Origin of the sequence: Streptomyces apricus, assembly GCF_008369065.1 — a bacterium.
Classification (GTDB): domain Bacteria; phylum Actinomycetota; class Actinomycetes; order Streptomycetales; family Streptomycetaceae; genus Streptomyces; species Streptomyces apricus.
This window is the reverse complement of record NZ_VDFC01000023.1, coordinates 1-20634: the sequence shown is the minus strand read 5'-3', so window position 1 is coordinate 20634 and position 20634 is coordinate 1. Positions and strand designations below refer to the sequence as shown.

The following is a 20634-nucleotide window of genomic DNA, read 5'->3' as shown; positions in this document are numbered from 1 at the left end:
CGCCCACACTCCCTCCCGCGCCTCCGTCGGCGCCCCCCCCCGCGACACCGATGCTCACGCCGGCGGAGTCACCCGTGGCGCCTCGGCCCGGAGCGCCACGGGCCGGGGCGCCCCGGGGTGTTGACCCACCACGACACCTCCCCTTACGTTTCCGCGAGGAGTGAAAGCGCTTGCTATCGGCGGGGGCGCCCCGGCGTCACCGCACCGCGCAGGCGTCCGCCAGGTCCGCCGTCCCGTCCGATGGAGCGCTGATCCCGTCCATGCGTACTTCCCGCGACGCCCCCACCCGCAGGATCAGGGCCGCCGTCGTCGGCACCGGAGCCATCGCCGCCGGCAGCCATCTGCCCGCGCTCGCCGCCCTCGCCGCCGAGGGCGGGCTGGAGGTCGTCGCCGCGGTCGACGTCGACACCGGGGCCGTCCAGCGGTTCTGCGCGGACGGCGGCGTCCCGCACGGGTACACCGACCTCGGCCGGATGCTCGCCGAGCAGCGCCCGGACCTCGTCTGCATCTGCACCCCGCCCACCCTGCACCGCGAGCAGACGGTCGCCGCGCTGCGCGCCGGTGCCTGGGTGTGGTGCGAGAAGCCGCCCGTGCCCTCCCTCGCCGACTTCGACGCCGTCGAGGCCGAGGAGGGTCAGGAGGACGACGGCGGCCCCTACGCCTCCATCGTCTTCCAGCACCGGTTCGGTTCGGGCGCGCGGCACGTACGCCGCCTGATCGCCGACGGGGCCCTGGGGCGGCCGCTGGTGGCCCACTGCCAGACCACCTGGTACCGCGACGCCGCCTACTACGCCGTGCCCTGGCGCGGCCGGTGGGACACCGAGGGCGGCGGCCCGGCCATGGGCCACGGCATCCACCAGACGGACCTCCTGCTCGACCTGCTCGGACCGTGGAGCGAGGTGCGGGCCATGGCCGGGCGCCTGGTGCACGACGTGCAGACGGAGGACGTCTCCACCGCTCTCGTGCGCTTCGGCGGCGGCGCCCTGGCGACCGTCGTGAACAGCGTCCTCAGCCCGGACGAGGTCAGCCGCATACGGATCGACTGCGAGCGCGCGACGGTCGAGCTGACGCACCTCTACGGGCACGGCAACGACAACTGGCGGATCACCCCCGCGCCCGGCGTCCCGGCCGGGGAGGCGGCGGCCTGGCGCGACTTCGGTCCCGACGTGCCCAGTTCGCACCTCGCCCAGCTGCGCGAGCTGGTCGCGAGCATGCGCGCGGGGCAACGGCCGCGCAGCAGCGGCGCCGACGGGCGCACCAGCCTCGAACTGGTCACCGCGCTCTACAAGTCGGCGTTCACGGACACCACCGTCCGGGCCGGCGACATCGGTCCCGGCGACCCCTTCTACACGGCCCTGCACGGCGGCGCCCCCGGCTGGGCGCCCGCGCCCGCGACCTACGAGGAGGCGTCGGCATGACCGTGGGAGGCGGCCTACGGGTGGTCCACGCGCACGGCGAGCGCGTCACCGTCACCGAACCCGGCACCGGCGTGGAGCTGTTCAGCTACGTGTACGGCCCGGAGGCGGCCTGGGAGGCCCCGAAGCCGTACCTGCACCCGATCAGAACCCTCGCGGGCGACATCGTGACGGACTACCGGCCGAACGACCACCGCTGGCACAAGGGCCTGCAGATGACCGCCTCGCACCTGTCGGGCGCCAACCTGTGGGGCGGCAACACGTACGTGCACGGCGAGGGGTACCTCGAACTGCCCGAGCGGGTCGGGTCGATGCGGCACGTCGCCTTCGACCACGTCGGGACCGAGGGCGCCGGGCCGGGCGGTGCGGTCCTCGCGGAGCGGCTCACCTGGTACCCGTACGACGGCTCGCTCTGGGCCGAGGAGGAACGCCGCATCGAGGTGCACGACGTGGATCCCGCGTCCGGTTCCTGGGCGCTGACCTGGACGACCTCCGTCACCAACCGGCGGGCGGAGCCCCTGCGGTTCGGCAGCCCGACGACGGCCGGGCGGGAACTGGCCGGCTACACGGGCCTGTTCTGGCGCGGCCCCCGGGGCTTCCGGGGCGGCCGGATCATCGGCCCGGACGCCGAGGGGCCCGGGCTCATGGGGCGCCAGGCGCCCTGGCTCGCGTACCGCGCCGAGCACGACGGCGCCGACGGGCACGCGACGCTGGTCTTCGCGCACGCCCCCGAGAACGACCACACGGGCGCGCACGGGGCCCACCCCGCCCACTGGTTCGTCCGCAACGAGCCCTTCGCGGCCGTCGCGCCGTCCTTCGCCTTCTTCGACGAACTGGAGCTCGCGCCCGGCGACACGCTCACCCGCCGCTACCGCCTGGTCGTCGCCGACGGCGCCTGGGAGCGCGCGCGGATCGCCGCGTACCTGGCGGAGCACCCGTGGTGAGCGCCGACGGTCACCCGGCCGGGCCGCCGGCGGGCTTCGACGGCCTGCCCGGCGGGGTCGCCGTCTCGCACCTGCGCGTCTACGACTGGCCCGCCGACGACGGAGTGTGCGGCGGAACGCCCCATCTGCACCTGGTCTGTTCGGAGGCGTACGTCGTCACCGGCGGCCGGGGCGCCGTGCAGACCCTGACCGCCTCCGGGTACGGGGTCACGCCGCTCGCGCCGGGCACGGTCGCCCGGTTCACGCCCGGCACCGTCCACCGGCTGGTCGACGAGGGCGGTCTGCGCATCACCGTCCTCATGCAGAACGGCGGACTGCCGGAGGCGGGCGACGCGGTGCTCACCCTGCCGTCCGAGTACCTGGCCGACCCGCGGACCTACGCCGCCGCGACCGCGGTCCCGGCGGACGCGTCCGAGGAGGAGCGGGAGCGGTTCGTACGCGCCCGGCGCGATCTCGCCCTGAAGGGGTACCGGGCGCTGCGCGAGGCGGACGGGCCCGAGCCCCTCGCGGCGTTCCACCGGGCCGCCGCGGCCCTCGTGCGGCCCCGGCTCGGCGAGTGGCGGGAGCGGTGGCGGCGGGGCGCCCGGGCGGCCGCCGAGGCGACGGGGGAGCAGCTCGACCGGCTGGAGCGCGGGGACGTGTCCCACCTCGCCGAGGCCGCCGTACGGGCCGAGGAGCCGTCGGATCGCGGGAGGTACGGCATGTGCGGGCGGCTCGACGTGTACCGCGGCCGGTAGCCGGTAGCCGGTAGCTGACAGCCTGCGCCGCCGGGGCCCGGACCTGAAGGGAGTCCGGGGCTCAGGTCTTCGCGGGTCCCGTGGCCGTCCAGCCCGGGACCTGCGGGTGCGCCGTCAGGTCGTCGTGGTGGACCTCCTCGCCGCACTGCGCGCAGACGACGAGCGGGACCAGTTCGTGGTCACCGAGGCTGCCCCCGGGCCGTCCCCGGCGGCCCGCGTGCTCGATCACCATCGGGCGGTCGCCCTCGTTGAGGTGGCGGTCGCCCCACGCCATGAGCGTCAGCAGCACCGGCTCCAACTCCCGGCCCGCCCGGGTGGCCCGGTACTCGTGGCGCGGCGGCCTCTCGCTGTACGCGACCTTCTCCAGCAGGTCCGCCTCGACCAGCCGCTTCAGCCGGGTCGCCAGGACGTCCCGCGGGGCGCCGGTGTTGCGCACCAGCTGGTCGAACCGGGTGGCCCCCAGGGATACCTCGCGCAGGACGAGCAGGGAGTACTTCTCGCCGACGAGAGCGAGGGTGTCGGCGATCGAACAGGGGCGGGCGTCCTTCATACGGCCCAGTCTACGGGGTGGGTTGGTTATTCCAACCCACTGGGTTACCGTTGGGTCACTTGGTGAGTCCGGAAATCAAACCCACTGACTCCGAGGGGCCAGACCATGCGTGACGCAGTCGTCGTCGAAGCCGTACGCACCCCGATCGGCAAGGGCAGGCCGAACGGTGCGCTCGCCCACGTCCATCCCGTGGAACTCCTCGCCCACACCCTCCGTGCGCTCGTCGAGCGATCCGGCGTCGACCCCGCCCTCGTCGACGACGTGATCGGCGGCACGGTCGACCAGGTCGGCGAACAGGCCATGAACACCACCCGGTACGCCGTCCTGTCGGCGGGCTTCCCCGACGCGGTGCCGGCCACGACGGTGGACCGCCAGTGCGGGTCCTCCCAGCAGGCCGTGCACTTCGCGGCGCAGGGCGTCCTCTCGGGGGCGTACGACCTGGTCGTGGCCTGCGGGGTGGAGTCCATGAGCCGGGTGCCGATGTGGTCGAACGTGCCCGAGGGCAAGGACCCCTTCGGGCCCGGGGTGGCCGCGCGGTATCCCGAGGGCCTGGTGCCGCAGGGCATCAGCGCCGAGCTGATCGCGGCGAAGTGGTCGCTGTCCCGGGAGCGGATGGACGCCTTCGCGGTGGAGTCGCACCGCCGGGCCGCGGCCGCGTGGGAGGGCGGGCTGTTCGACGCCGAGGTCGCGCCGCTCGACGGGGTGACGCGCGACGAGTGCGTGCGGCCGGGCAGCAGCACGGAGGTCCTGGCCGGACTCAGGCCCGCCTACTACGACCCCGCCTTCGGCGAGCGCTTCCCGCAGATCGACTGGAACGTCACCGCGGGCAACGCCAGCCCGGTCAACGACGGCGCGTCGGCCGTGCTCATCGCCTCCGGCGAGATGGCGGCCCGGCTCGGTCTGCGGCCGCTGGCCCGGCTGCACAGCTTCGCGGTCACCGGGTCCGATCCGCTGCTGATGCTCACCGGCGTCGTCCCGGCCACCGAGAAGGTGCTGCGCCGGGCCTCGCTGGCCCTGGACGACATCGACCTCTTCGAGGTCAACGAGGCGTTCTCCAGTGTGGTGCTCGCCTGGCAGCAGGAGACGGGGGCCGACCTCGCCAAGGTCAACGTCCACGGGGGTGCGATCGCGCTCGGCCATCCGCTCGGGGCGAGCGGGACGCGGCTGACGACGACCCTCGTCCACGCGATGCGGGAGCGTGGGGCGCGGTACGGGTTGCAGACGATGTGCGAGGCGGGGGGTCTGGCCAACGCGATGGTGCTTGAAAGGGTGTAGCTCGGCGTTGTGCCCGACCGACACCCGCTCCCCGATGGTGACGGGGAACCCCGGGTCCACGTGGAGCGTGCAGTTGTCCTGCACGTTGCTGTCCGCGCCGACGACGATCGGCCCGGCGTCCGCGCGCAGCACCGCGCCGTACCAGACGCTCGCGCCCCGGCCCAGGGTGACCTCGCCGATCACCACGGACGTGGGCGACACGAACGCCTCCGGATCCACCCGCGGGTCCTTGCCGCCAAACCCCATGACCAGCGCCCCTGTGCCCATCACCGTCTCCTCGTCGTCGGTACACCGGCACGGTAGGCGATGCCCGGCGTGCCCGGCCCGCCGGGTCCGTGCCCGCCGGGTCCGCGCGGGCCGGTGTCACCCGCTCCGGGCGAGGCACGGCCGCCCCGGCGCGCGCAGGGTGAGGTGCCAGCAGTCGCCCCGGGGCCAGGAAGGCACGCGCATGGGATTCACGCGGCTCGCCAGGTCGTCGACGGGCCGCATCGGCCGGCAGCTCGTGAGCGTGAGCATCCTCGACATGGCGACCCGGCTCGCGGCGCAGGCCTTCCTGGCCGCGCTGCCGCTGCTCCTCGCGATCGCGTCCCTCACCCCGCCCGCGGTACGCCGGGAGCTCGTCGCGACCCTGCGCCTCCAGCTGGGCTCCTCGGGCCCCGTCCTGACCCAGGTCGACGAGGTCTACCGGGGCGGCGAGACGGCACAGACCTGGGGCGCGATCGGGGTGCTGGTGGCGCTGCTGTCCGCCACGGCCCTCAGCCGGGCGCTGCAGCGGCTGTGCGAGCGCTCCTGGCACCTGCCGCGGTCCGGACTGCGCACGGTGGCGTGGCGCTGGGCGGTGTGGCTCCTCGTGTGGATCGCGGTGCTGGTGCTGCAGGGGACGCTGCGCGGCGGGTTCGGCGCCGGCCCCGCGCTGGGGATCCCCCTGCAGCTCGCCGCCGCGGTCCTCATGTGGTGGTGGACGCAGCACCTGCTGCTGGGCGGCCGGGTGGCCTGGCTGCCGCTGCTGCCGGGCGCCCTGCTGACCGGCGCCGGAGTCGTCGCGTACTCCGCCGTCTCCGGGATCTGGCTGCCGCGTTCGCTGGAACTGAGCGTCGAGCGGTACGGGCCGCTCGGCTCGGTCTTCACCGTGCTGACGTGGCTCATCGGCTTCTTCGCGATCGTCGCCGGCGGGATCGCCGTCGGATACGTACTGGCCCACGACGACCTCCTCAGGACCCGCCTCGGCCTGCCCGGCGCCCCGCCGGAATCCGCCGCGTCACCTGCTGGATCCCTTGCGGGATCCCCTGCCGGGGGTGATGCGGCGCGCCGGGGCGCGGACGACCGTGACGCCATGGAACCCACAACACGGGGTCAGCGGTGGTCGGCGCGCGCGTCGCTGGCCGCCGGTGCGGCGGCGGTGCTGGTACTGGTCGTGTTCGCGGGACTGCGCACCCTCGGCCTGCTGGCCGTGGGACTGGCCGGCCTGGCGGTCACGGCCGCGGCGCTCTGGTGGGTGCTCACCCGCCGGGGCGCGTGGCGCCTGCTCGCCGGCCTGCTGGCCCTGGCCGCGCCGGTGTGGATCGTCGTCGCGTACACCAGGGCGCACCTGGCGTGGGTCGCCGCGCTGGCCGGTGCGCTGCTCGTGATCGCGGTCGGCGCGGGCCGGCGCGCCCTCCCGCGCTCCGACGGACCGGCCGGGACGGCGGAGCACCCCGCCCCACGGGTCCGGCACCCGGTGCTGATCATGAATCCGCGTTCGGGCGGCGGCAAGGTGGGACGGTTCGGGCTGCGGGAGAAGGCCGAGGCACTGGGCGCACGGGTGCTGCTCCTGGAAGGCCCCGGCGAGGTCGACGTGACCGAACTGGCGCGCAAGGCCGCGGCCGAGGGCGCCGACCTGCTCGGAGTGGCGGGCGGCGACGGCACCCAGGCCCTGGTGGCCGACGTGGCCGCCTCGCTCGGCATCCCCTTCCTCGTCGTGCCCGCCGGCACCCGCAACCACTTCGCCCTCGACCTCGGCCTGGACCGCGCGGACCCGGCCAAGGCGCTGGACGCCCTGCGCGACGGGGTGCTGCTCCGCGTCGACCTCGGCCGGGCGGGCCCGCACCCCTTCGTCAACAACGTGTCGTTCGGGGCGTACGCCGAGGTGGTGCAGAGCCCGTCCTACCGCGACGACAAGACCCGTACGACCCTGGAACTCCTCCCCGACCTGCTCGTCGGGCACCAGGGCGCGCGCCTCGCCGCCACGGCGGGCGACACGGCGCTGAGCGGCTCACAGGCGCTGCTGGTGAGCAACAACCCGTACGGCACGGGGGACATCGCGGGCCTCGGCCGCCGGGCCCGCATGGACGGCGGCGAGCTGGGCGTGGTCGGCGTCAAGGTCAGCGGCGCCGTCCAGGCCGCCGGTCTGCTGCGCGGGCGCCGGGCCGCCGGCCTGACCCGGGTGACCGCCCGGGAGGTGGTGGTCGACGCCGACCGGGAGCGGATCCCCGTCGGCGTCGACGGCGAGGCGCTGCTCCTGAGCGTCCCCGTGCGCTGCGAGGCACGGCCGGGCGCGCTGTCCGTGCTGGTGCCGCGCGACCGGCCGGGGACGCCGCGTCCGCTGCCGCGGCCCGACTGGCGCCGGATCGCGCGACTGGCCCTGCCGGCGGCCCCCGGCCGTACCCGGTGAACGGGCACGGCGGCGTACGGGGGCCGCGGCGGGACTCACAGCGGCGCGCCGTAGACCTTGTGCGCCTGGGCGTGCCCGTAGGTGGCCAGGGACCAGATGATCAGCACGTCGAACGCGATGATCAGCATCGACCAGAGCGGGTAGTACGGGGTGAAGAAGAAGTTCTCCATCGCGCTCAGCGCGGCGACCGTGATGCCCACGACGCGCGCCCAGGTCTTGCCCTTGAACACGCTGAAGGCGGCGGCCAGGACGACGAGCCCGGAGCCCAGGTGGACCCAGCCCCACACATTGACGTTCAGGTCGTACGGGTAGTCGTTGGACCGGGTGTAGAAGTTGTCCTCCATCAGCGCGCCCATGCCGACGAACACCTGGTAGGCGCCCACGATCGCCATCATGCAGACGGCGAAGACGACCCCGCCGACCATCAGCGGCCTGATCCGCGGTTCCGGCGCGGCGGATTCCTGCCGGGACCGCCCTGTGGATGTCTGCTCGGCCATGTCGAGTACCTCCGTCCTGGAGGGACGAGCATCCCGCCGGTGCCCGGGGCCGGGCTTCACCCGCTGTGGATGAGTCCCGGTGCGCGTGCGCGTACGGGATCGGCCGCCACCGTCACCCACCCTGTGTGATGTGCGGACCACGCGGTTCCTGAAAAGGTTGAAGAGGACCCCGGCTGCGGCGGCGGAGGTGGTGTGTCATGGGGACGGCGGAGGAACGCCCGGGAGCGGAGCGGGGCGAGGCGCGGCAGGTGGGCGACGACTTCGAGATCCGCATCAAGGGCCGGGTCTCCCAGGCCTTCCGGTCCGCCTTCGCGGAGCTGACGGTCACGGTCAGCCCGCCGGAGACCGTCCTGCACGGTGCCCGTCTCGACCAGGCGGCGCTGTACGGGATCCTGGACCGCATCCAGGCGCTCGGACTGGAGCTGGTGGAAGTGCGCCGATTGCCCGAGGGGCGTGCTCCCGGCGCGGATCCCGCCTCCCCCAACGCGCCGTAGACGGTGTCCGGCATCTGGGCTAAATGGGCCCGGGCCCCCTTCCCGTCCGAAGATCCAGCTCCCACGGTGGCTGTGTACCGCCCTCCGCACTCTGTAGAGGAGGCGAGTCACATGCCTGCAGCGCTGAACACCGGACGGGAAGGAAGACGAACACCCTGTGACGGGCCGGAACCCGGGCGGATCTCCACGCTGCGGGGACGGCTGCAGACCCTGGACCGGGCCGCCGGGGACACGGACACGGTGGTCACCGCCTGTCTGGTGTGGGTCGCCGACGCGCTCATGGAGATCGCGGTCGCGTCACCCGACCCCCGCAGTACGCACCTGCTGCTGGACGAGGCGTCGGCGGCGCTGGCTGCCGTGCCGCCCGCCACAGCCGCAGCCGCAACCGATGCCGGACGCCCTGACCCCGCGTCGCCTGCCGTCCTCCTGACGGAACGTGAGCACGCGGTGCTGGTCAGGCTCCAGGAGGACGTGCCGCTCCGGCAGATCGGCGCGGAGCTTTTCGTCTCGCACAACACGGTGAAGAGCCACGTGCGGGCCGTCTACCGCAAACTCGGGGTGTCGTCGCGCGCGGCGGCCGTCGACCGGGCGGCGCGGCTGCGGCTCCTGTGACCGCCGGTGGCCCGCAGGACGGCAGGGGCGTCAGAGCAGTTCGAGCTCGCGGGCGCGCCGTACCGCCGCCGAACGCCGGGTCACGGAGAGCTTGCGGTAGACGCTCTTGAGGTGGGTCTTCACCGTGTTGACCGACACGTACAGCTCCTCGGCGATCTCCTCCGTCGTCATCATCCGCGCCAGGTGGCGCAGCACGTCGCGTTCCCGCGCGCTGAGCTGCTCCACCGGCGGCCGCTCCTCCCGCGGCGGCTGCTCCGGCGCGGTACGGGGGCCGGGCAGCCGCGCCGCGAGCGGATGGGCGCGGGCCTCGGCGAGCGAGGCCGCGCACGTGCGCCGCACCGTCTGCCGCAGCTCCTCGGCGAGCCGGCCGTCCGCCCACGCGCCGGGCAGGCCGTCCGGGACCTCGAAGCGGGCGGCGCCGCCCTCCACCGCGGTGATCAGCCCGGCGACCAGTGACCCGGCGCCCGTGACGAAGGGGTCGGGCACCGTGCGCAGCGCCTTGTTCGCGCGCGCGAGTTCACCGCGGGCGCGCGCCGCGTCGAAGCGGGTGAGGGCGACCCAGGCGCGTACGACGTGCAGGGCGGCCAGGGACGGGTCGGGCGCCGCGGAGGCCGGCAGCGGCGGCTGCCGGGCGTGCGCGGCGAACTGGTCCGCGGCCCGGAAGCGCCCGCGCAGCACCTCCAGGAGCGCGAGCTCGCTGAGGCAGTCCCGGCGCAGTACGCCGTTGCCGGCGGCGCAGGCCGCCTTCAGCCCCGCGGTCAGGGACACCTCGGCCGCTTTGAGCCCGCCGTCGCGCACCTCGGCCCGGCCGAGGACCGACAGGGTCAGCGCCGTCAGCTCGGGCCGTTCCTCCCGCAGGGCGCGCGGGAGCAGTGAGAAGTGGTGCTCGGCGTCCGCCGCCGCGGTGCGGGCCGCGGCCGGGTGCCGGGGGCGGTCCCTCGTCGCACGGATCACCGCGTGCGACAGCCGGCACCGGGCGATCCGGTCGGCGCCGCCGGGGGTTTCCCCGTCGGGCAGTTCACCGATCAGCCGGTCGGCCAGCACCAGGCTCTCCGCGCAGGCCGGGCCCTCGCCGCGGGCCAGCGCCGCCGCCGCGGCGACCAGCGCGGACTCGGGGCCCGGGGGCCGCCCGGGCCGCGCCGCCGGGTCGGCGCGGGGGCGCGTCAGCCGGTCCAGGGGCAACCGCGAGGCGGTCAGCCCGAGCACCTGCCCGATCGCCAGGTGGTGCACGACGAGCCGGTCGGCCCGGTCCCGGTCGCCCGCGTCCAGGGTGTGCCGCACGGCCTCGGCGAGGAGCCCGTGCTCGCCCAGCCACTCGGCCGCCCGGCCGTGCAGGTCGGGCACCAGGTCCGGCGCCTCGTGCCGCAGCCGTACCCGCAGGACGTCGCAGAACATTCGGTGGCACCGGTACCACCCGTGACCGACGTGCTGGAGGAAGGAGTTCTGCTCGACGAGCGCGGCGAAGTGCCGGCCGGACTCCTGCCCGGCCAGCCGGGTGGCCAGCTCGGCGTTCAGGTGGTCCAGCACACTGGTCGTCAGGAGCAGGTGGCGCACGGCCGGCGGCTGGCCGTCCAGGACCTCCTCGACGAGGTAGCTGACGATCGCCTCGTCCTCGCCCGCGAACTGCGCGACGAGCCGCTCGGGATGGGGGCGCCCCTCCATCGACATCGCGGCGAGCCGCAGACCGGCCGCCCATCCGTCCGTGCGCTCGCGCAGCACGTTCACCGACGCCCGGGGCACCTCGACACCGTGCTGCGCCAGCAGCGCCGCCGTCTCGCGGTCGTCGAAGGCGAGGTCCCCGGTACGCAGTTCGGTGAGGTCGCCGGCCAGCCGGTGCCGGTGCAGGTGCAGGGGAGGGTCCCGGCGCGCGACCACGACCAGCCGCAGCGCGGGGGCCGCGTGCCTGAGCAGGCGGGCCACGCCTTCGGCGACCGGCGAGCCGCTCTCCGGCTGGAAGTCGTCCAGCACGAGGACGACGTGCTCCTCGCGCGCGGCCAGGGCCGCCGCGAGGGCGGCCACCAGCAGCGGCTGCCCGGCCGCCGGGCCGGCCGGCGCCCCCGCCGGGGGAAAACCGTGCGGCGCGGGGGCACCGGCCAAGTGGGCGTCCTCCAACGGAATCCCGACGAGCACACCACCACGGCCTGCCGAACCGGTCTGGCCCACCGGCCCAGCCCCGCCCCCGTCGTACGGCACGCCGCCCGCGGCCGGGGCGCCTGCGGCGACGGCTCCGGGGGCCGTACTGCCGGGGGCGACGGTTCCGGTTGCGTCGTACGCGCTGCTCGTGGCCGGGGCGACGGTGCCGGGGGTCGGACGTCCCCTGCGGGCCGTATCGCCGGGCTCGGTGGTCCCGTTCCCGTCGTACGTGCCACTCGTGGCCGGGGCGCCTGCGGCGACGCCGCCCGAGGCCGGACGTGCTCCGCGGGCCGTGTCGCCGTAGCCGGGTCCGGGGCTGGCGGGACCCGGCTCGGGCCTGCGGGAGTGGGCGGGCCCGGAGCCGGCGGGCCCGGAGTCGGCGGGGTCGGGCGCGGGCCCACCGGAGCCATCGGGACCGGAGCCGGGGATACCGGTCCCCGCAGGGCCGGTCCCCGCAGGACCGGCCTCCGTAAGGTCGGTCCCCGTAGGGCCCGGCCAGGTTCGGGCGGAGCCGTTCCGGCCCGGGGCGGAACCGTCGCCGTCGGCGGTGGCGGTGGTCGGAGCCGGAGCCCTTAGGGTGCCCCGGTCCGGCAGGGGCGGGGGCAGGAAGGCCGGCGGCAGGGACGGCAGGTCGACGCCGGCCTCCCGCAGCGCCGCCAGCACCCGCGGCCAGAAGACGTCGGGCCGCTCCTCCGCGCCGTCGCAGGTGACCCAGGCCACCGGGCCCGGCGCCCGCCGGGTGTGCGCCCACYCCACCGCGAGCGCCGACTTGCCGGCGCCCACCGGGCCCACGACCACGGTCAGCGGCTTCAGCACACCGCCCGCGAGGCGGTCCGTCAGCCGGGGCCGCGGGACGAGCCACGTCGGCAGCGGCGGCACGCCGGGACGGGACGTGAGGGGCTCCCCGGCACCCCGCGCGCCCGGGGGGCGTCGCCGTTCCGTCCGTCCGTCCATCGACGGCACCTCGCTCCCGGAGCACGGTGGATGTGCGCCAGACGAGAGTGTGGCCCGCACCGGGGAGCCGCGGACCGGTGCGGGCCACAATCTCACCCGGGTGAAGTTCGCCCGGGCGGTGCGGGGGTGCTCACCCCTGCAGGGTGGCGACCAGTTCCTCCTCGCGCTCCTTCGTCAGCGACGTGCGCAGCACGGTGGGCCCGAAGGGACGCAGCGCCTCACGCACCCGGTCGGGCGTCGAGCGCCGGACCAGCGCGAAGACGGCTGCCCTGCCCGGTTCCAGCGTGCCGGCGATCTCCTTGATGAAGGCGTCGTTGATCCCCACGTCCGTGAGCTTCCCGGCGAGCGCCCCGGTGGCCGAGCCGACCGCGGCGCCGAACACCGGCATCAGGAAGAGCATGCCGAAGAGCGTGCCCCACAGGGCGCCCCCGGCCGCCCCGTGCGCGGTGGGGCTGAAGGACTGGCGCACGTGGATCTTGCCCTCCGGGGTCCGCCAGGCGAGCGCGGCGTCCTCCAGGTCGAGGAGTTCCTGCTTGGACAGTTCCTTCGACAGGCGCAGCACGGATTCGGCCTTCTCCTTGTCGGAGAAGCCCAGTACGACGAGATCGGTCATCGGGACCTCCTGGTGTTCCGGCCGGACGCCCGGCCTTCGGGGGTGTTCTGCGCGGCCTCTTCCTCCAGCCGGACGACGGCCTCGGTGATCTCGGCGACCACCAGGCCCAGGGACTCCTCGGTGAGGAAGCCCTCCGCGACGGGCACGCCGCCCGCCTCCCGGACGGCGGCCCTCAGATCCCGCGCCCAGACGTGTTCGAGCAGCACGAACCCCGCCGCGGTCCCGGGGTCCAGCTGCTGTGCCATGTCCCTGATGTCGTCCAGGGAGAGACCGAAGGCGTTGCCCTCGGTGAGGGAGGGGAAGTCCGCCTCCGCGTCCTGCAGCACGTCGCGCGGGATGCCGAGCAGCGCGGCGACGGTCTGCCCCATGCCCTCCGCCTGGTAGTCCAGCGTGACGAGGCCGCCGTCCGTCTCCTTCTGCACGAAGAGCAGGTCCAGCACGCGGACGTGGCCGCCCCGGTCCAGAGCCCCGAGTTCGTCGACGATCCTTCCCTCGAACTTCGCGTCGGGTCCGAACTCGACCGTCAGCAGTTGCACAGGCCCGATCCTGACCATGTCAGCTCCCTTCGATGCGGCCGTCCTCCATCCAGCCGCCCGCCGGGCCGGTCCGCGTCACCCGTGGGAGGTGAGGCGTGCGGCGAGGGGACGGGACAGACTGGCGTATTCCGAAGGAAGCCAGGCGGAACGGGAAGCCGGGCGGAACAGGAAGCCGGGCAGGCAGCCAGGCAGGAGAGGGACACCATGACCGAGCTCCCGGCACAGCCCGTCGTCCACGAGGTCAACACGCGGGTCTGGCTCCTTGAGGTCCAGCGCCGCACCGGCCGGCGCGGGGGACTGGCCGACGTGCCGAAGGACGCCTGGGACGAGGTCACCCCGCACGGCGTCGACGCCGTCTGGCTCATGGGCGTGTGGGAACGCAGCCCGCAGGGCCGGGAGATCGCGCTGCGGGACCCGTCGCTGACGGCCGCCTTCGGCCGGGCCGTGCCCGGCATCCGCGAGGACGAGATCGCCGGCTCGCCGTACTGCATCCGCCGCTACGAGGCCGACGAGGCGCTCGGCGGGACGGAGGGGCTCGCGGCCGCGCGCGCCGAACTCGCCGGCCGCGGCATCGGGCTGCTCCTCGACTACGTGCCCAACCACGTGGCGCCGGACAGCCCTTGGACCCTCACCCACCCGGAGTACTTCGTGCGGGGCACCGCGGACGAGCTGCGCGCCGATCCGGCCGGCTACCTCCCGGTCGGGGACCACGTCCTGGCCCGCGGCCGCGACCCCTTCTTCCCGCCCTGGCCCGACGTGGTCCAGCTCAACGCGTTCGAGCCCGCCCTGCGCGCGGCCACCACGGACGTGCTGACGCGGATCGGCGACCTGTGCGACGGGGTCCGCTGCGACATGGCGATGCTGATGACGAACGACGTCTTCGCCCGGACCTGGGGGGAGCGGGCCGGCCCGCGGCCCGTCGGGGAGTTCTGGCCCGAGGTCATGTCGGGCGTACGGCGCCGGCACCCCGGCATGGTCTTCGTCGCCGAGGCGTACTGGGACCTCGAATGGGAGCTGCAGCGCCAGGGGTTCGACTTCTGCTACGACAAGCGGCTCTACGACCGGCTGCTGCACGAGGACGCCGGATCCGTACGGCGGCACCTGGCGGCGGACGAGGACTACCAGCGCCGGCTCGTGCGGTTCCTGGAGAACCACGACGAGCCGCGCGCCGCGCACACCATGGAGCCCGCGAAGGAGCGGGCCGCCGCGGTCGTCATCGCCACGCTGCCCGGGGCGACCCTGTGGTACGAGGGGCAGTTCACCGGCCGCCGCGTCCAGCTGCCGGTCTTCCTGGACCGGCGGCCCGAGGAGACGCCGGACGGCGAACTGCGCGCCTTCCACGAGAGGCTGCTGGCCGCCGTCCACCGCAGCGGCATGCGCACCGGGCGGTGGCGGCTCCTGGACTGCGAGGGCTGGCCGGACAACGGCTCGTACCGGAACCTGCTCGCCTGGTGCTGGTCGGGCGGCGCGGGACGCTTCCTGACGGTGGTCAACCTCTCCGGGCAGCCGGCCCAGGCGAGGGTGCGGCTGCCGTGGTCCGACCTGGGCGCCGGCGACCTGCCCCTGACCGGGCTGCTCGACGGGGCCCGCCACCTGCGCTCCGGTGCCGAGCTGAGCGGTCCCGGCCTGTTCGTGGACCTGGACGCGTGGGGCACGCACGTCTTCGCGGTGGGACCGGCCGACGGCTGAGGACCGGCCGGCGGCCGAGCACCTGAGTCTGCGAGGACCGCGGGCCGTTCAGCGTTCGGTCGCCGTCACGTCCGGCACCGGCGGGTCCGGCGCCGTCCACCGGGCGCCGGTCCGCTCGCGGAAGGCGGCGACCGCGGCCTCGACCGTCGGGAAGAAGTGCTCCGGATCGATGGAGCGGGTCAGCCCGTACCGCTCGATCTTGCGCCGCACCGGGTCCTTGAGCTCGGCGAACACCAGGCTCACGCCCCGTTCGTCGAGCGCCTCGTCCAGCTCCTCCAGCTCGTCGGCCGCCGTGGTGTCCACGTCGGTCACCGGCTCGGCCGCGATCAGCACCCAGACGGGCGGCGGCTCCGCGAGGGCCAGCCGGGTCACCTCGTTGCGGAAGGCCTTGGCGTTGGCGAAGAACAGCGGGCCGTCGAAGCGGTGGATCACCAGCCCGGGCAGGTGCTCGGCCTGCGGGTAGGAGCGGACGTCGTGGAAGCCCGCCAGCCCCGGCACCCGTCCCAGCACGGTGTTGTACGGCCACCAGGCCCGCCGGAACACGTTGAGGATCGACAGGCCGACCGCGACCGCGATCCCCGGCAGCACACCGAGCAGGGCCACGCCCAGGAAGGCGGCGATCGACAGGAAGAACTCCGCCTTGCGCTGGTGCCACAGCCGCACCGTCCCGGAGAGGTCGGCCAGCGACAGCGACGCCGTGACGACCACCGCGGCCAGCGCGGGCTGCGGCAGGTTGCGGAACAGCCCCGGCAGCAGCACCAGCATCAGGACGATCAGACCGGCGCCGACGACGCCCGTGAGCTGGGTCCTGGCACCGGCCCGCTCGGCCACCGCCGTCCGCGACCCGCTCGTGCTGACCGGGAAGCCCTGGAACAGTCCGGCCGCTACGTTCGCCGTGCCGATCGCGACCATCTCCTCGTTGCCGCGGACCTCCTGTCCCGTGCGGGTGGCGAACGCCGAGGCGTTGGAGATGGTGTCGGCGAGCGAGACGAGCGCGATCCCGAGGGCGCCGACGAAGAGCGGGCCGACGTCGCTCCACCGGATGTCGGGGACCGTCAGCGGCGGGAAGCCCCGCGGCAGTTCGCCGACCAGACCGACGCCGTGCCGGCCCAGGTCGAAGAGGGAGGTCGCGGCGATCGCCAGCAGGACCATGACGAGGACCGCGGGCACCTTCGGCAGCAGCCGCTGCAGGAGCAGGATCAGCACGATGCCGGTCCCTCCCACGGCCACCGCCGCGGGTACGGCTTCCCCGTCGGCCAGCCCCTGCACGAAGGCGCGCGCCTCGTCGACCAGTCCGTCGGCGTCGGTCCCGAACCCGAAGAGCTTCGGCAGCTGGCCGATCAGGATGGTCAGGGCCAGGCCGTTCATGTAGCCGATCATCGTCGGCTTGGAGATCAGGTCGGCGATGAAGCCGAGCCTGGCCACCCCCGCCAGGAGCGTGATCGCCCCGACCATGAGGGCGAGCACCGAGGCCAGCGCCACGGCCCGTCCGCTGTCCCCGCCCGCGGCGATCAGGGGCAGTACCGTCGCGGCGATCATCGGCCCCAGCGAGGAGTCCGGGCCGAGCACCAGGATCCGGGACGGACCGAACACGGCGTACGCCAGCAGGCACAGCACGGACGTGTACAGGCCGGTGATCGCGGGCAGGCCCGCCAGTTCCGCGTACGCCATGCCCTGCGGCACGAGCAGCGTGGTGAGGACGACCCCCGCGACGACGTCCTTGGCGAGCCATTCCCGCCGGTAGCCCGTGAGCGTGCGCAGCCCGGGCAGGACCTTCGAAGCGCTCTTCCCGTCACCTGGCATCGCGGCCCTCCGCCCGGTCCTCCGTCCACGACTTCTACTGCGGCGCGCCCGCGCCCGTCGTCACCTCGCAAGGGTGATGACGGGCGATCGGCCGCCGCCGACCATATCCGCATCCGAACGTCCGGGAGCCGACATGGCCATGCCGCCCACACCCGCCGGAGCAGGGCCCTCGGGACAGCCGCGGCGCATCGCGCGACGCGTCCTGGCCCCGCTCGCCCTCGCCCAGTTCATCTGCAGCTACGCCGGCTCCAACATGAACGTGATGATCAACGACATCAGCGAGGACCTGGACACCACCGTCCAGGGCGTGCAGACCGTGATCACGCTCTTCCTGCTGACGATGGCGGCACTCATGATCCCGGGCGGCAAACTGACCGACCGCTACGGCCGCAAGCGCTGCTTCCTCGCCGGTCTCACCGTCTACGGCGCGGGCGCGGTGCTCAGCGCGCTCGCCCCGGGACTCGTCGTCCTCGGCCTCGGCTACTCCCTCCTGCAGGGGGTCGGCACGGCCCTGCTCATCCCGCCCGTCTACATCCTCACCACCCTCCTGTTCACCGACCTGACCTCCCGGGCCAAGGCGTTCGGGACCGTGATGGCGCTGGGCGGCGTCGGCGCGGCGGCCGGCCCGCTGATCGGCGGGCTCATCACCTCGGCGATCGGCTGGCGGGCCGCCTTTGTCTTTCAGGCGGCCGTGGTCGCGGKGATCATCGCGCTGAGCCGGCACGTCCGGGACCCCCTGCCCCCCGAACCGGACCGCCACTTCGACGCCGGCGGGGCGGTCCTGTCCGCGGCCGGTCTGGTCCTGGTCGTCCTGGGCATCCTGGCCGCCGACGACAACGGCTGGCTGACGGCGGGCCTGCTGGCGCTCGGCGCGCTCGTCCTGATGTGGCTCTTCCGCTGGGTGCGCGCGAAGGAGCGGTCCGGCCGCGAACCGCTGTTCTCGATCAGCCTGTTCCACGACCGCACGTCCAACCTCGGGCTCGTCACCCAGCACGCCCAGTGGCTGATGCTGATGGGGGTGTCGTTCGTGGTGGCCGCCTACCTCCAGGTGGTGCGCGGGTACGACGCGATAGAGACCGGTGTGATCTTCACCGCGGCCACGCTCGGCCTGCTCGCGTCGTCGCTCGCCGCCGAGCGCCTGGTGGAGCGGTGGTCGCAGCGGGCGCTCATCATGACGGGCTTCGCCGGCACGGTCTGCGGGATCTGCCTGCTCATCGCGCTGGCCTCGGGCTCGCAGAGCGCCTGGGCGTCCACACCCGGACTGCTCCTCATCGGGCTGGGGTGCGGCGTGATGCTCACCCCGTCGGTCAACGTGGTCCAGTCGAGCTTCGGCGAGGAGCGGCAGGGGGAGATCTCGGGGCTGTCCCGCAGCGTGTCCAACCTCGGCTGGGCACACTGGCCTTCATCGGCCTCGGCGGACTGGGCGCCGCGGCGCTGCTGCCCCGCCGGCAGCGGCAGGCCACGGCGGCCAGTCCGCAGGCCTGAGGCCACGGGAGGCCCGGGGCCGCGGCAGGCCCGAGGCCACGGGCGGTCGCGGTGGCCCTACCCGGCCCTACCCGGCCCTACCGCTCCTGGTGCGTGCGGCGCTCGGCGTGCTCGTAGCGGACGACGGTGGACAGGACGAGGTCCTGGACCGAGGCGCGGCGCCTGCTCAGCGGGACCCACAGCAGTCCCGGCGGGAACACCAGGCACAGCGCCGCCCGCGTCAGGGCACGCGGGACCCCCAGGAGCCGGCCCGAGCGGCCCGTGACCCGCAGGCCCAGCAGCCGGTCGCCCGAAGTCCTCCCGGTCAGCGTCCAGTTGCCGGCGAGGTAGAGCAGCGCGATGGCCCACCCGCACGCGCCGGACAGCCACAGCGGCGGGTCGGGCAGGCGGAAGGGCGGGCCGGTGACGAGCACGCGCAGGGCGGCGGCCCCGAGGTGGACGGCGAGACCGAGACCGGCCACGACGCAGGAGTCGACCAGGGCGGCCAGGGCCCGTGTCACGAGCCCCGCCGTGTCCTGCGCCGGGGCCCGCGTCGCGTCCGGGGCGGGGTCCCGCTCCGCTCCCGTCATGGCGGGGACCCGTCGGATCTGTGCAGCAGGCGGTCGGTGAAGCGGTTGACCGTCCGGTCGGCGCGCATGCTCCGCGCCCGGAACCCGTCGACGGTCTCCGCGGCCACCCCGCCGCCCGTGTCGCGGACGATCCGCCCGAGGTCGATCTCCTCCAGCACGTCCTTGGTGAGCCCGGCCAGATCGAGCCGGGCGAGCACGGCGCCGAGGTCGAGGCGGCTCGCGACCCGGTCGACGTCGATCCGGTCGGCGACCAGGTCCAGGTCGACACGGCCGATCACCAGGTCCACGCTGACGCGGCCGGCCGCGCGGTCGACGTCGACGCGGTCGGCGACCCGGTTCACGTCGACGCGGTCGGCCACGCGGTCCACGTCCACGCGGACGGCGATCCGGTCGACGTCGATCCGGTCCGCCACCCGGTTCACGTCGACGCGGGACACCAGGTCGTCCAGGTCCAGGCGCTCGACGACCGCGGCCGTCACCCCGCGGATCAGCGCGTCGGCGGCGCCGGCGGCCACCCCCAGCGCGAACCGCGCCAGGCGTCGCGCGGTGCCGACGGGATGCAGGACGGGGTACCGGGTCATGCCGCCAGCGGACCCCTGCCGGGCCGGGCGCGCATCATCCGCCGCGGGTGAGGTGCCGTGCGGCGGACGCACGCACGGGCGGACCGGAGGCGGCGGTGGGGCGAAGATCACAGCTCCGCGAACTCTTGGGCGGGCGCGCCGCTGAGTACGGTGAGCGGATGCCCAGAAGCAAGAACACGTTCTCGTCCCGGCGCGGCCGCCTCGTGCAGCGGGCCGTCCACGCGGGCTGGGCCTGGGTGCAGCGGACCGGCGCGGTGACCGCCGAGCGGCCCGGACGGCTGCGCTTCGGCGCGCTGGGGGAGGGCACCAGGCTCGCCTTCCCGCAGGGCACGGTCTTCGGGGAGCCGTGGATCCACCTCGGCGACCACTGCATCATCGCCGAGCAGGTCACGCTGACCGCCGGGCTGATGCCGGACCTCGACCTCGGCCCCGAGCCCATACTCCGCATCGGCAACGGGGTCGTCCTGGGCCGCGGCAGCCACGTCATCGCCGACACGACGGTGACGATCGGCAGCGACTGCTACTTCGGGCCCTATGTGTACGTGACGTCCACGAACCACTCGTACGACGACCCGCAGGAGCCCATCGGCAAGCAGTGGCCGCGGATGGAGCCGGTGGAGATCGGGCCCGGCTGCTGGATCGGCACGGGGGCGGTGATCCTGCCGGGGGCGAGGATCGGGCGCAACGTGGTGGTGGCGGCCGGCGCGGTGGTGCGCGGTGCCGTGCCGGACCACGCGGTGGTGGCCGGGGCGCCGGCCCGTGTCGTGCGCCGCTGGACCCCCGGCGACGGCTGGCAGCCCCCGCTCAGGACACCGCCACCGGTCCCGATCCCCGACGGAGTAACCCCCGAACAACTCCTGGCCCTGTCGACCCTGGACGCAGAAACCATCGCATCCCTACAGGCGATGGAAGACATACACACAGACTCCTGACCCGCCCTCCAAAACCGCGTCGGCCGAAGGGCGCCCCGAAAGGGGCGCGGGGAACTGCGCGACCAGCCACGACGCACCCGCAGTCGGCGAACCACCACACCCGGGCGGAGCCCACAGACACCCTCAGCCCGTGGCCAACAGCACCGTCCCCACCAGCGCCAACCC

17 protein-coding genes and 2 pseudogenes are annotated in these 20634 nt (G+C 74.6%); 10 read left to right on the top strand and 9 right to left on the bottom strand.

Annotated features, from left to right (window positions below; translation table 11 throughout):
* Positions 1-260 precede the first annotated feature (260 nt).
* From FGF04_RS07410 to FGF04_RS07400, 3 genes are read left to right on the top strand one after another with little or no spacing between them, the layout of a single operon-like run.
* Positions 261-1418, top strand: a complete 1158-nt coding sequence (locus FGF04_RS07410) for a Gfo/Idh/MocA family protein (protein ID WP_149510451.1) — start codon at positions 261-263, stop codon at positions 1416-1418.
* Positions 1415-2359 carry a DUF6807 domain-containing protein gene (locus tag FGF04_RS07405; RefSeq protein WP_149510450.1) on the top strand — a complete coding sequence of 315 codons (945 nt, stop codon included), beginning with the start codon at positions 1415-1417 and terminating at the stop codon, positions 2357-2359. Before FGF04_RS07410 ends, FGF04_RS07405 begins: the two co-directional genes overlap by 4 nt.
* Positions 2353-3096 (top strand): cupin, encoded by a 744-nt coding sequence (locus FGF04_RS07400; protein WP_408055592.1) that lies wholly within the window; start codon positions 2353-2355, stop codon positions 3094-3096. The genes FGF04_RS07405 and FGF04_RS07400 overlap by 7 nt, the downstream gene beginning before the upstream one ends.
* Before the next feature lie 61 nt (positions 3097-3157).
* Here FGF04_RS07400 and FGF04_RS07395 read toward each other — a convergent pair whose 3' ends face one another.
* Complete coding sequence (locus FGF04_RS07395) at positions 3158-3646, bottom strand: winged helix-turn-helix transcriptional regulator (RefSeq protein WP_149510448.1); 489 nt, start codon at positions 3644-3646, stop codon at positions 3158-3160.
* A gap of 105 nt (positions 3647-3751) precedes the next feature.
* Here FGF04_RS07395 and FGF04_RS07390 point away from each other — a divergent pair, with 105 nt between their 5' ends.
* Complete coding sequence (locus tag FGF04_RS07390) at positions 3752-4921, top strand: thiolase family protein (protein ID WP_149510447.1); 1170 nt, start codon at positions 3752-3754, stop codon at positions 4919-4921.
* Here FGF04_RS07390 and FGF04_RS40925 read toward each other — a convergent pair.
* Positions 4916-5188, bottom strand: a pseudogene (locus tag FGF04_RS40925) (gamma carbonic anhydrase family protein); the annotation flags it as partial. The gene FGF04_RS07390 and the pseudogene FGF04_RS40925 sit on opposite strands and share 6 nt — an antisense overlap.
* 181 nt (positions 5189-5369) lie before the next feature.
* On the opposite strand from FGF04_RS40925, the gene FGF04_RS42005 reads away from it, so the two are divergent.
* A complete protein-coding gene (locus FGF04_RS42005; protein ID WP_149510446.1) occupies positions 5370-7571 on the top strand; it encodes a diacylglycerol kinase family protein in 2202 nt (733 codons plus the stop codon).
* 35 nt (positions 7572-7606) lie between these two features.
* Here the strand turns inward: FGF04_RS42005 and FGF04_RS07375 are convergent, their stop codons facing one another.
* Positions 7607-8068, bottom strand: coding sequence for a DUF7144 family membrane protein (locus FGF04_RS07375; protein WP_149510445.1), 462 nt, complete (start codon positions 8066-8068; stop codon positions 7607-7609).
* A 197-nt stretch (positions 8069-8265) separates the two neighbouring features.
* On the opposite strand from FGF04_RS07375, the gene FGF04_RS07370 reads away from it, so the two are divergent.
* Both FGF04_RS07370 and FGF04_RS07365 read left to right on the top strand, forming a co-directional pair.
* Positions 8266-8562 (top strand): hypothetical protein, encoded by a 297-nt coding sequence (locus tag FGF04_RS07370; RefSeq protein WP_149510444.1) that lies wholly within the window; start codon positions 8266-8268, stop codon positions 8560-8562.
* A 111-nt stretch (positions 8563-8673) separates the two neighbouring features.
* The gene (locus tag FGF04_RS07365; RefSeq protein ID WP_223146357.1) at positions 8674-9174 is read left to right on the top strand and encodes a helix-turn-helix transcriptional regulator; all 501 of its coding nucleotides are present in this window, start codon (positions 8674-8676) and stop codon (positions 9172-9174) included.
* Between the two features lie 30 nt (positions 9175-9204).
* Here the strand turns inward: FGF04_RS07365 and FGF04_RS07360 are convergent, their stop codons facing one another.
* The 3 genes from FGF04_RS07360 to FGF04_RS07345 all read right to left on the bottom strand — a co-directional run bounded on the left by FGF04_RS07360 (position 9205) and on the right by FGF04_RS07345 (position 13410).
* Positions 9205-12186 (bottom strand): LuxR C-terminal-related transcriptional regulator, encoded by a 2982-nt coding sequence (locus FGF04_RS07360; RefSeq protein WP_328596278.1) that lies wholly within the window; start codon positions 12184-12186, stop codon positions 9205-9207.
* A gap of 205 nt (positions 12187-12391) precedes the next feature.
* Entirely contained in the window at positions 12392-12874 is a 483-nt protein-coding gene (locus FGF04_RS07350; protein ID WP_149510443.1) for a DUF1269 domain-containing protein, read from the bottom strand.
* On the bottom strand, positions 12871-13410 hold the full coding sequence (locus tag FGF04_RS07345) for a DUF1269 domain-containing protein (protein WP_235882228.1): 540 nt from the start codon (positions 13408-13410) through the stop codon (positions 12871-12873). The genes FGF04_RS07350 and FGF04_RS07345 overlap by 4 nt, the downstream gene beginning before the upstream one ends.
* Before the next feature lie 204 nt (positions 13411-13614).
* On the opposite strand from FGF04_RS07345, the gene FGF04_RS07340 reads away from it, so the two are divergent.
* A complete protein-coding gene (locus tag FGF04_RS07340; protein WP_149510441.1) occupies positions 13615-15099 on the top strand; it encodes an alpha-amylase family protein in 1485 nt (494 codons plus the stop codon).
* A gap of 48 nt (positions 15100-15147) precedes the next feature.
* On the opposite strand, the gene FGF04_RS07335 is transcribed toward FGF04_RS07340, so the two are convergent.
* Positions 15148-16902: a SulP family inorganic anion transporter gene (locus FGF04_RS07335; protein WP_149510440.1), complete on the bottom strand. Its 1755-nt coding sequence runs from the start codon at positions 16900-16902 to the stop codon at positions 15148-15150.
* A gap of 76 nt (positions 16903-16978) precedes the next feature.
* On the opposite strand from FGF04_RS07335, the pseudogene FGF04_RS07330 reads away from it, so the two are divergent.
* Positions 16979-18235 (top strand): annotated as a pseudogene (locus FGF04_RS07330) (MFS transporter); the annotation flags it as partial.
* A 229-nt stretch (positions 18236-18464) separates the two neighbouring features.
* Here FGF04_RS07330 and FGF04_RS07325 read toward each other — a convergent pair.
* Complete coding sequence (locus FGF04_RS07325; protein WP_149510439.1) at positions 18465-18956, bottom strand: RDD family protein; 492 nt, start codon at positions 18954-18956, stop codon at positions 18465-18467.
* Positions 18953-19537, bottom strand: coding sequence for a hypothetical protein (locus FGF04_RS07320; RefSeq protein WP_149510438.1), 585 nt, complete (start codon positions 19535-19537; stop codon positions 18953-18955). Before FGF04_RS07320 ends, FGF04_RS07325 begins: the two co-directional genes overlap by 4 nt.
* A gap of 158 nt (positions 19538-19695) precedes the next feature.
* Here FGF04_RS07320 and FGF04_RS07315 point away from each other — a divergent pair, with 158 nt between their 5' ends.
* Positions 19696-20469 carry an acyltransferase gene (locus tag FGF04_RS07315; RefSeq protein WP_149510437.1) on the top strand — a complete coding sequence of 258 codons (774 nt, stop codon included), beginning with the start codon at positions 19696-19698 and terminating at the stop codon, positions 20467-20469.
* Positions 20470-20634 lie beyond the last annotated feature (165 nt).

Excerpts from the sequence above, each read along its gene's own strand:
- FGF04_RS07410 (WP_149510451.1), top strand. The coding sequence starts at position 261 with ATGCGTACTTCCCGCGACGCCCCCACCCGCAGGATCAGGGCCGCCGTC.
- FGF04_RS07405 (WP_149510450.1), top strand. The coding sequence starts at position 1,415 with ATGACCGTGGGAGGCGGCCTACGGGTGGTCCACGCGCACGGCGAGCGC.
- FGF04_RS07395 (WP_149510448.1), bottom strand. The coding sequence starts at position 3,646 with ATGAAGGACGCCCGCCCCTGTTCGATCGCCGACACCCTCGCTCTCGTC.
- FGF04_RS07390 (WP_149510447.1), top strand. The coding sequence starts at position 3,752 with ATGCGTGACGCAGTCGTCGTCGAAGCCGTACGCACCCCGATCGGCAAG.
- FGF04_RS42005 (WP_149510446.1), top strand. The coding sequence starts at position 5,370 with ATGGGATTCACGCGGCTCGCCAGGTCGTCGACGGGCCGCATCGGCCGG.
- FGF04_RS07375 (WP_149510445.1), bottom strand. The coding sequence starts at position 8,068 with ATGGCCGAGCAGACATCCACAGGGCGGTCCCGGCAGGAATCCGCCGCG.
- FGF04_RS07370 (WP_149510444.1), top strand. The coding sequence starts at position 8,266 with ATGGGGACGGCGGAGGAACGCCCGGGAGCGGAGCGGGGCGAGGCGCGG.
- FGF04_RS07365 (WP_223146357.1), top strand. The coding sequence starts at position 8,674 with ATGCCTGCAGCGCTGAACACCGGACGGGAAGGAAGACGAACACCCTGT.
- FGF04_RS07350 (WP_149510443.1), bottom strand. The coding sequence starts at position 12,874 with ATGACCGATCTCGTCGTACTGGGCTTCTCCGACAAGGAGAAGGCCGAA.
- FGF04_RS07340 (WP_149510441.1), top strand. The coding sequence starts at position 13,615 with ATGACCGAGCTCCCGGCACAGCCCGTCGTCCACGAGGTCAACACGCGG.
- FGF04_RS07335 (WP_149510440.1), bottom strand. The coding sequence starts at position 16,902 with ATGCCAGGTGACGGGAAGAGCGCTTCGAAGGTCCTGCCCGGGCTGCGC.
- FGF04_RS07325 (WP_149510439.1), bottom strand. The coding sequence starts at position 18,956 with ATGACGGGAGCGGAGCGGGACCCCGCCCCGGACGCGACGCGGGCCCCG.
- FGF04_RS07320 (WP_149510438.1), bottom strand. The coding sequence starts at position 19,537 with ATGACCCGGTACCCCGTCCTGCATCCCGTCGGCACCGCGCGACGCCTG.
- FGF04_RS07315 (WP_149510437.1), top strand. The coding sequence starts at position 19,696 with ATGCCCAGAAGCAAGAACACGTTCTCGTCCCGGCGCGGCCGCCTCGTG.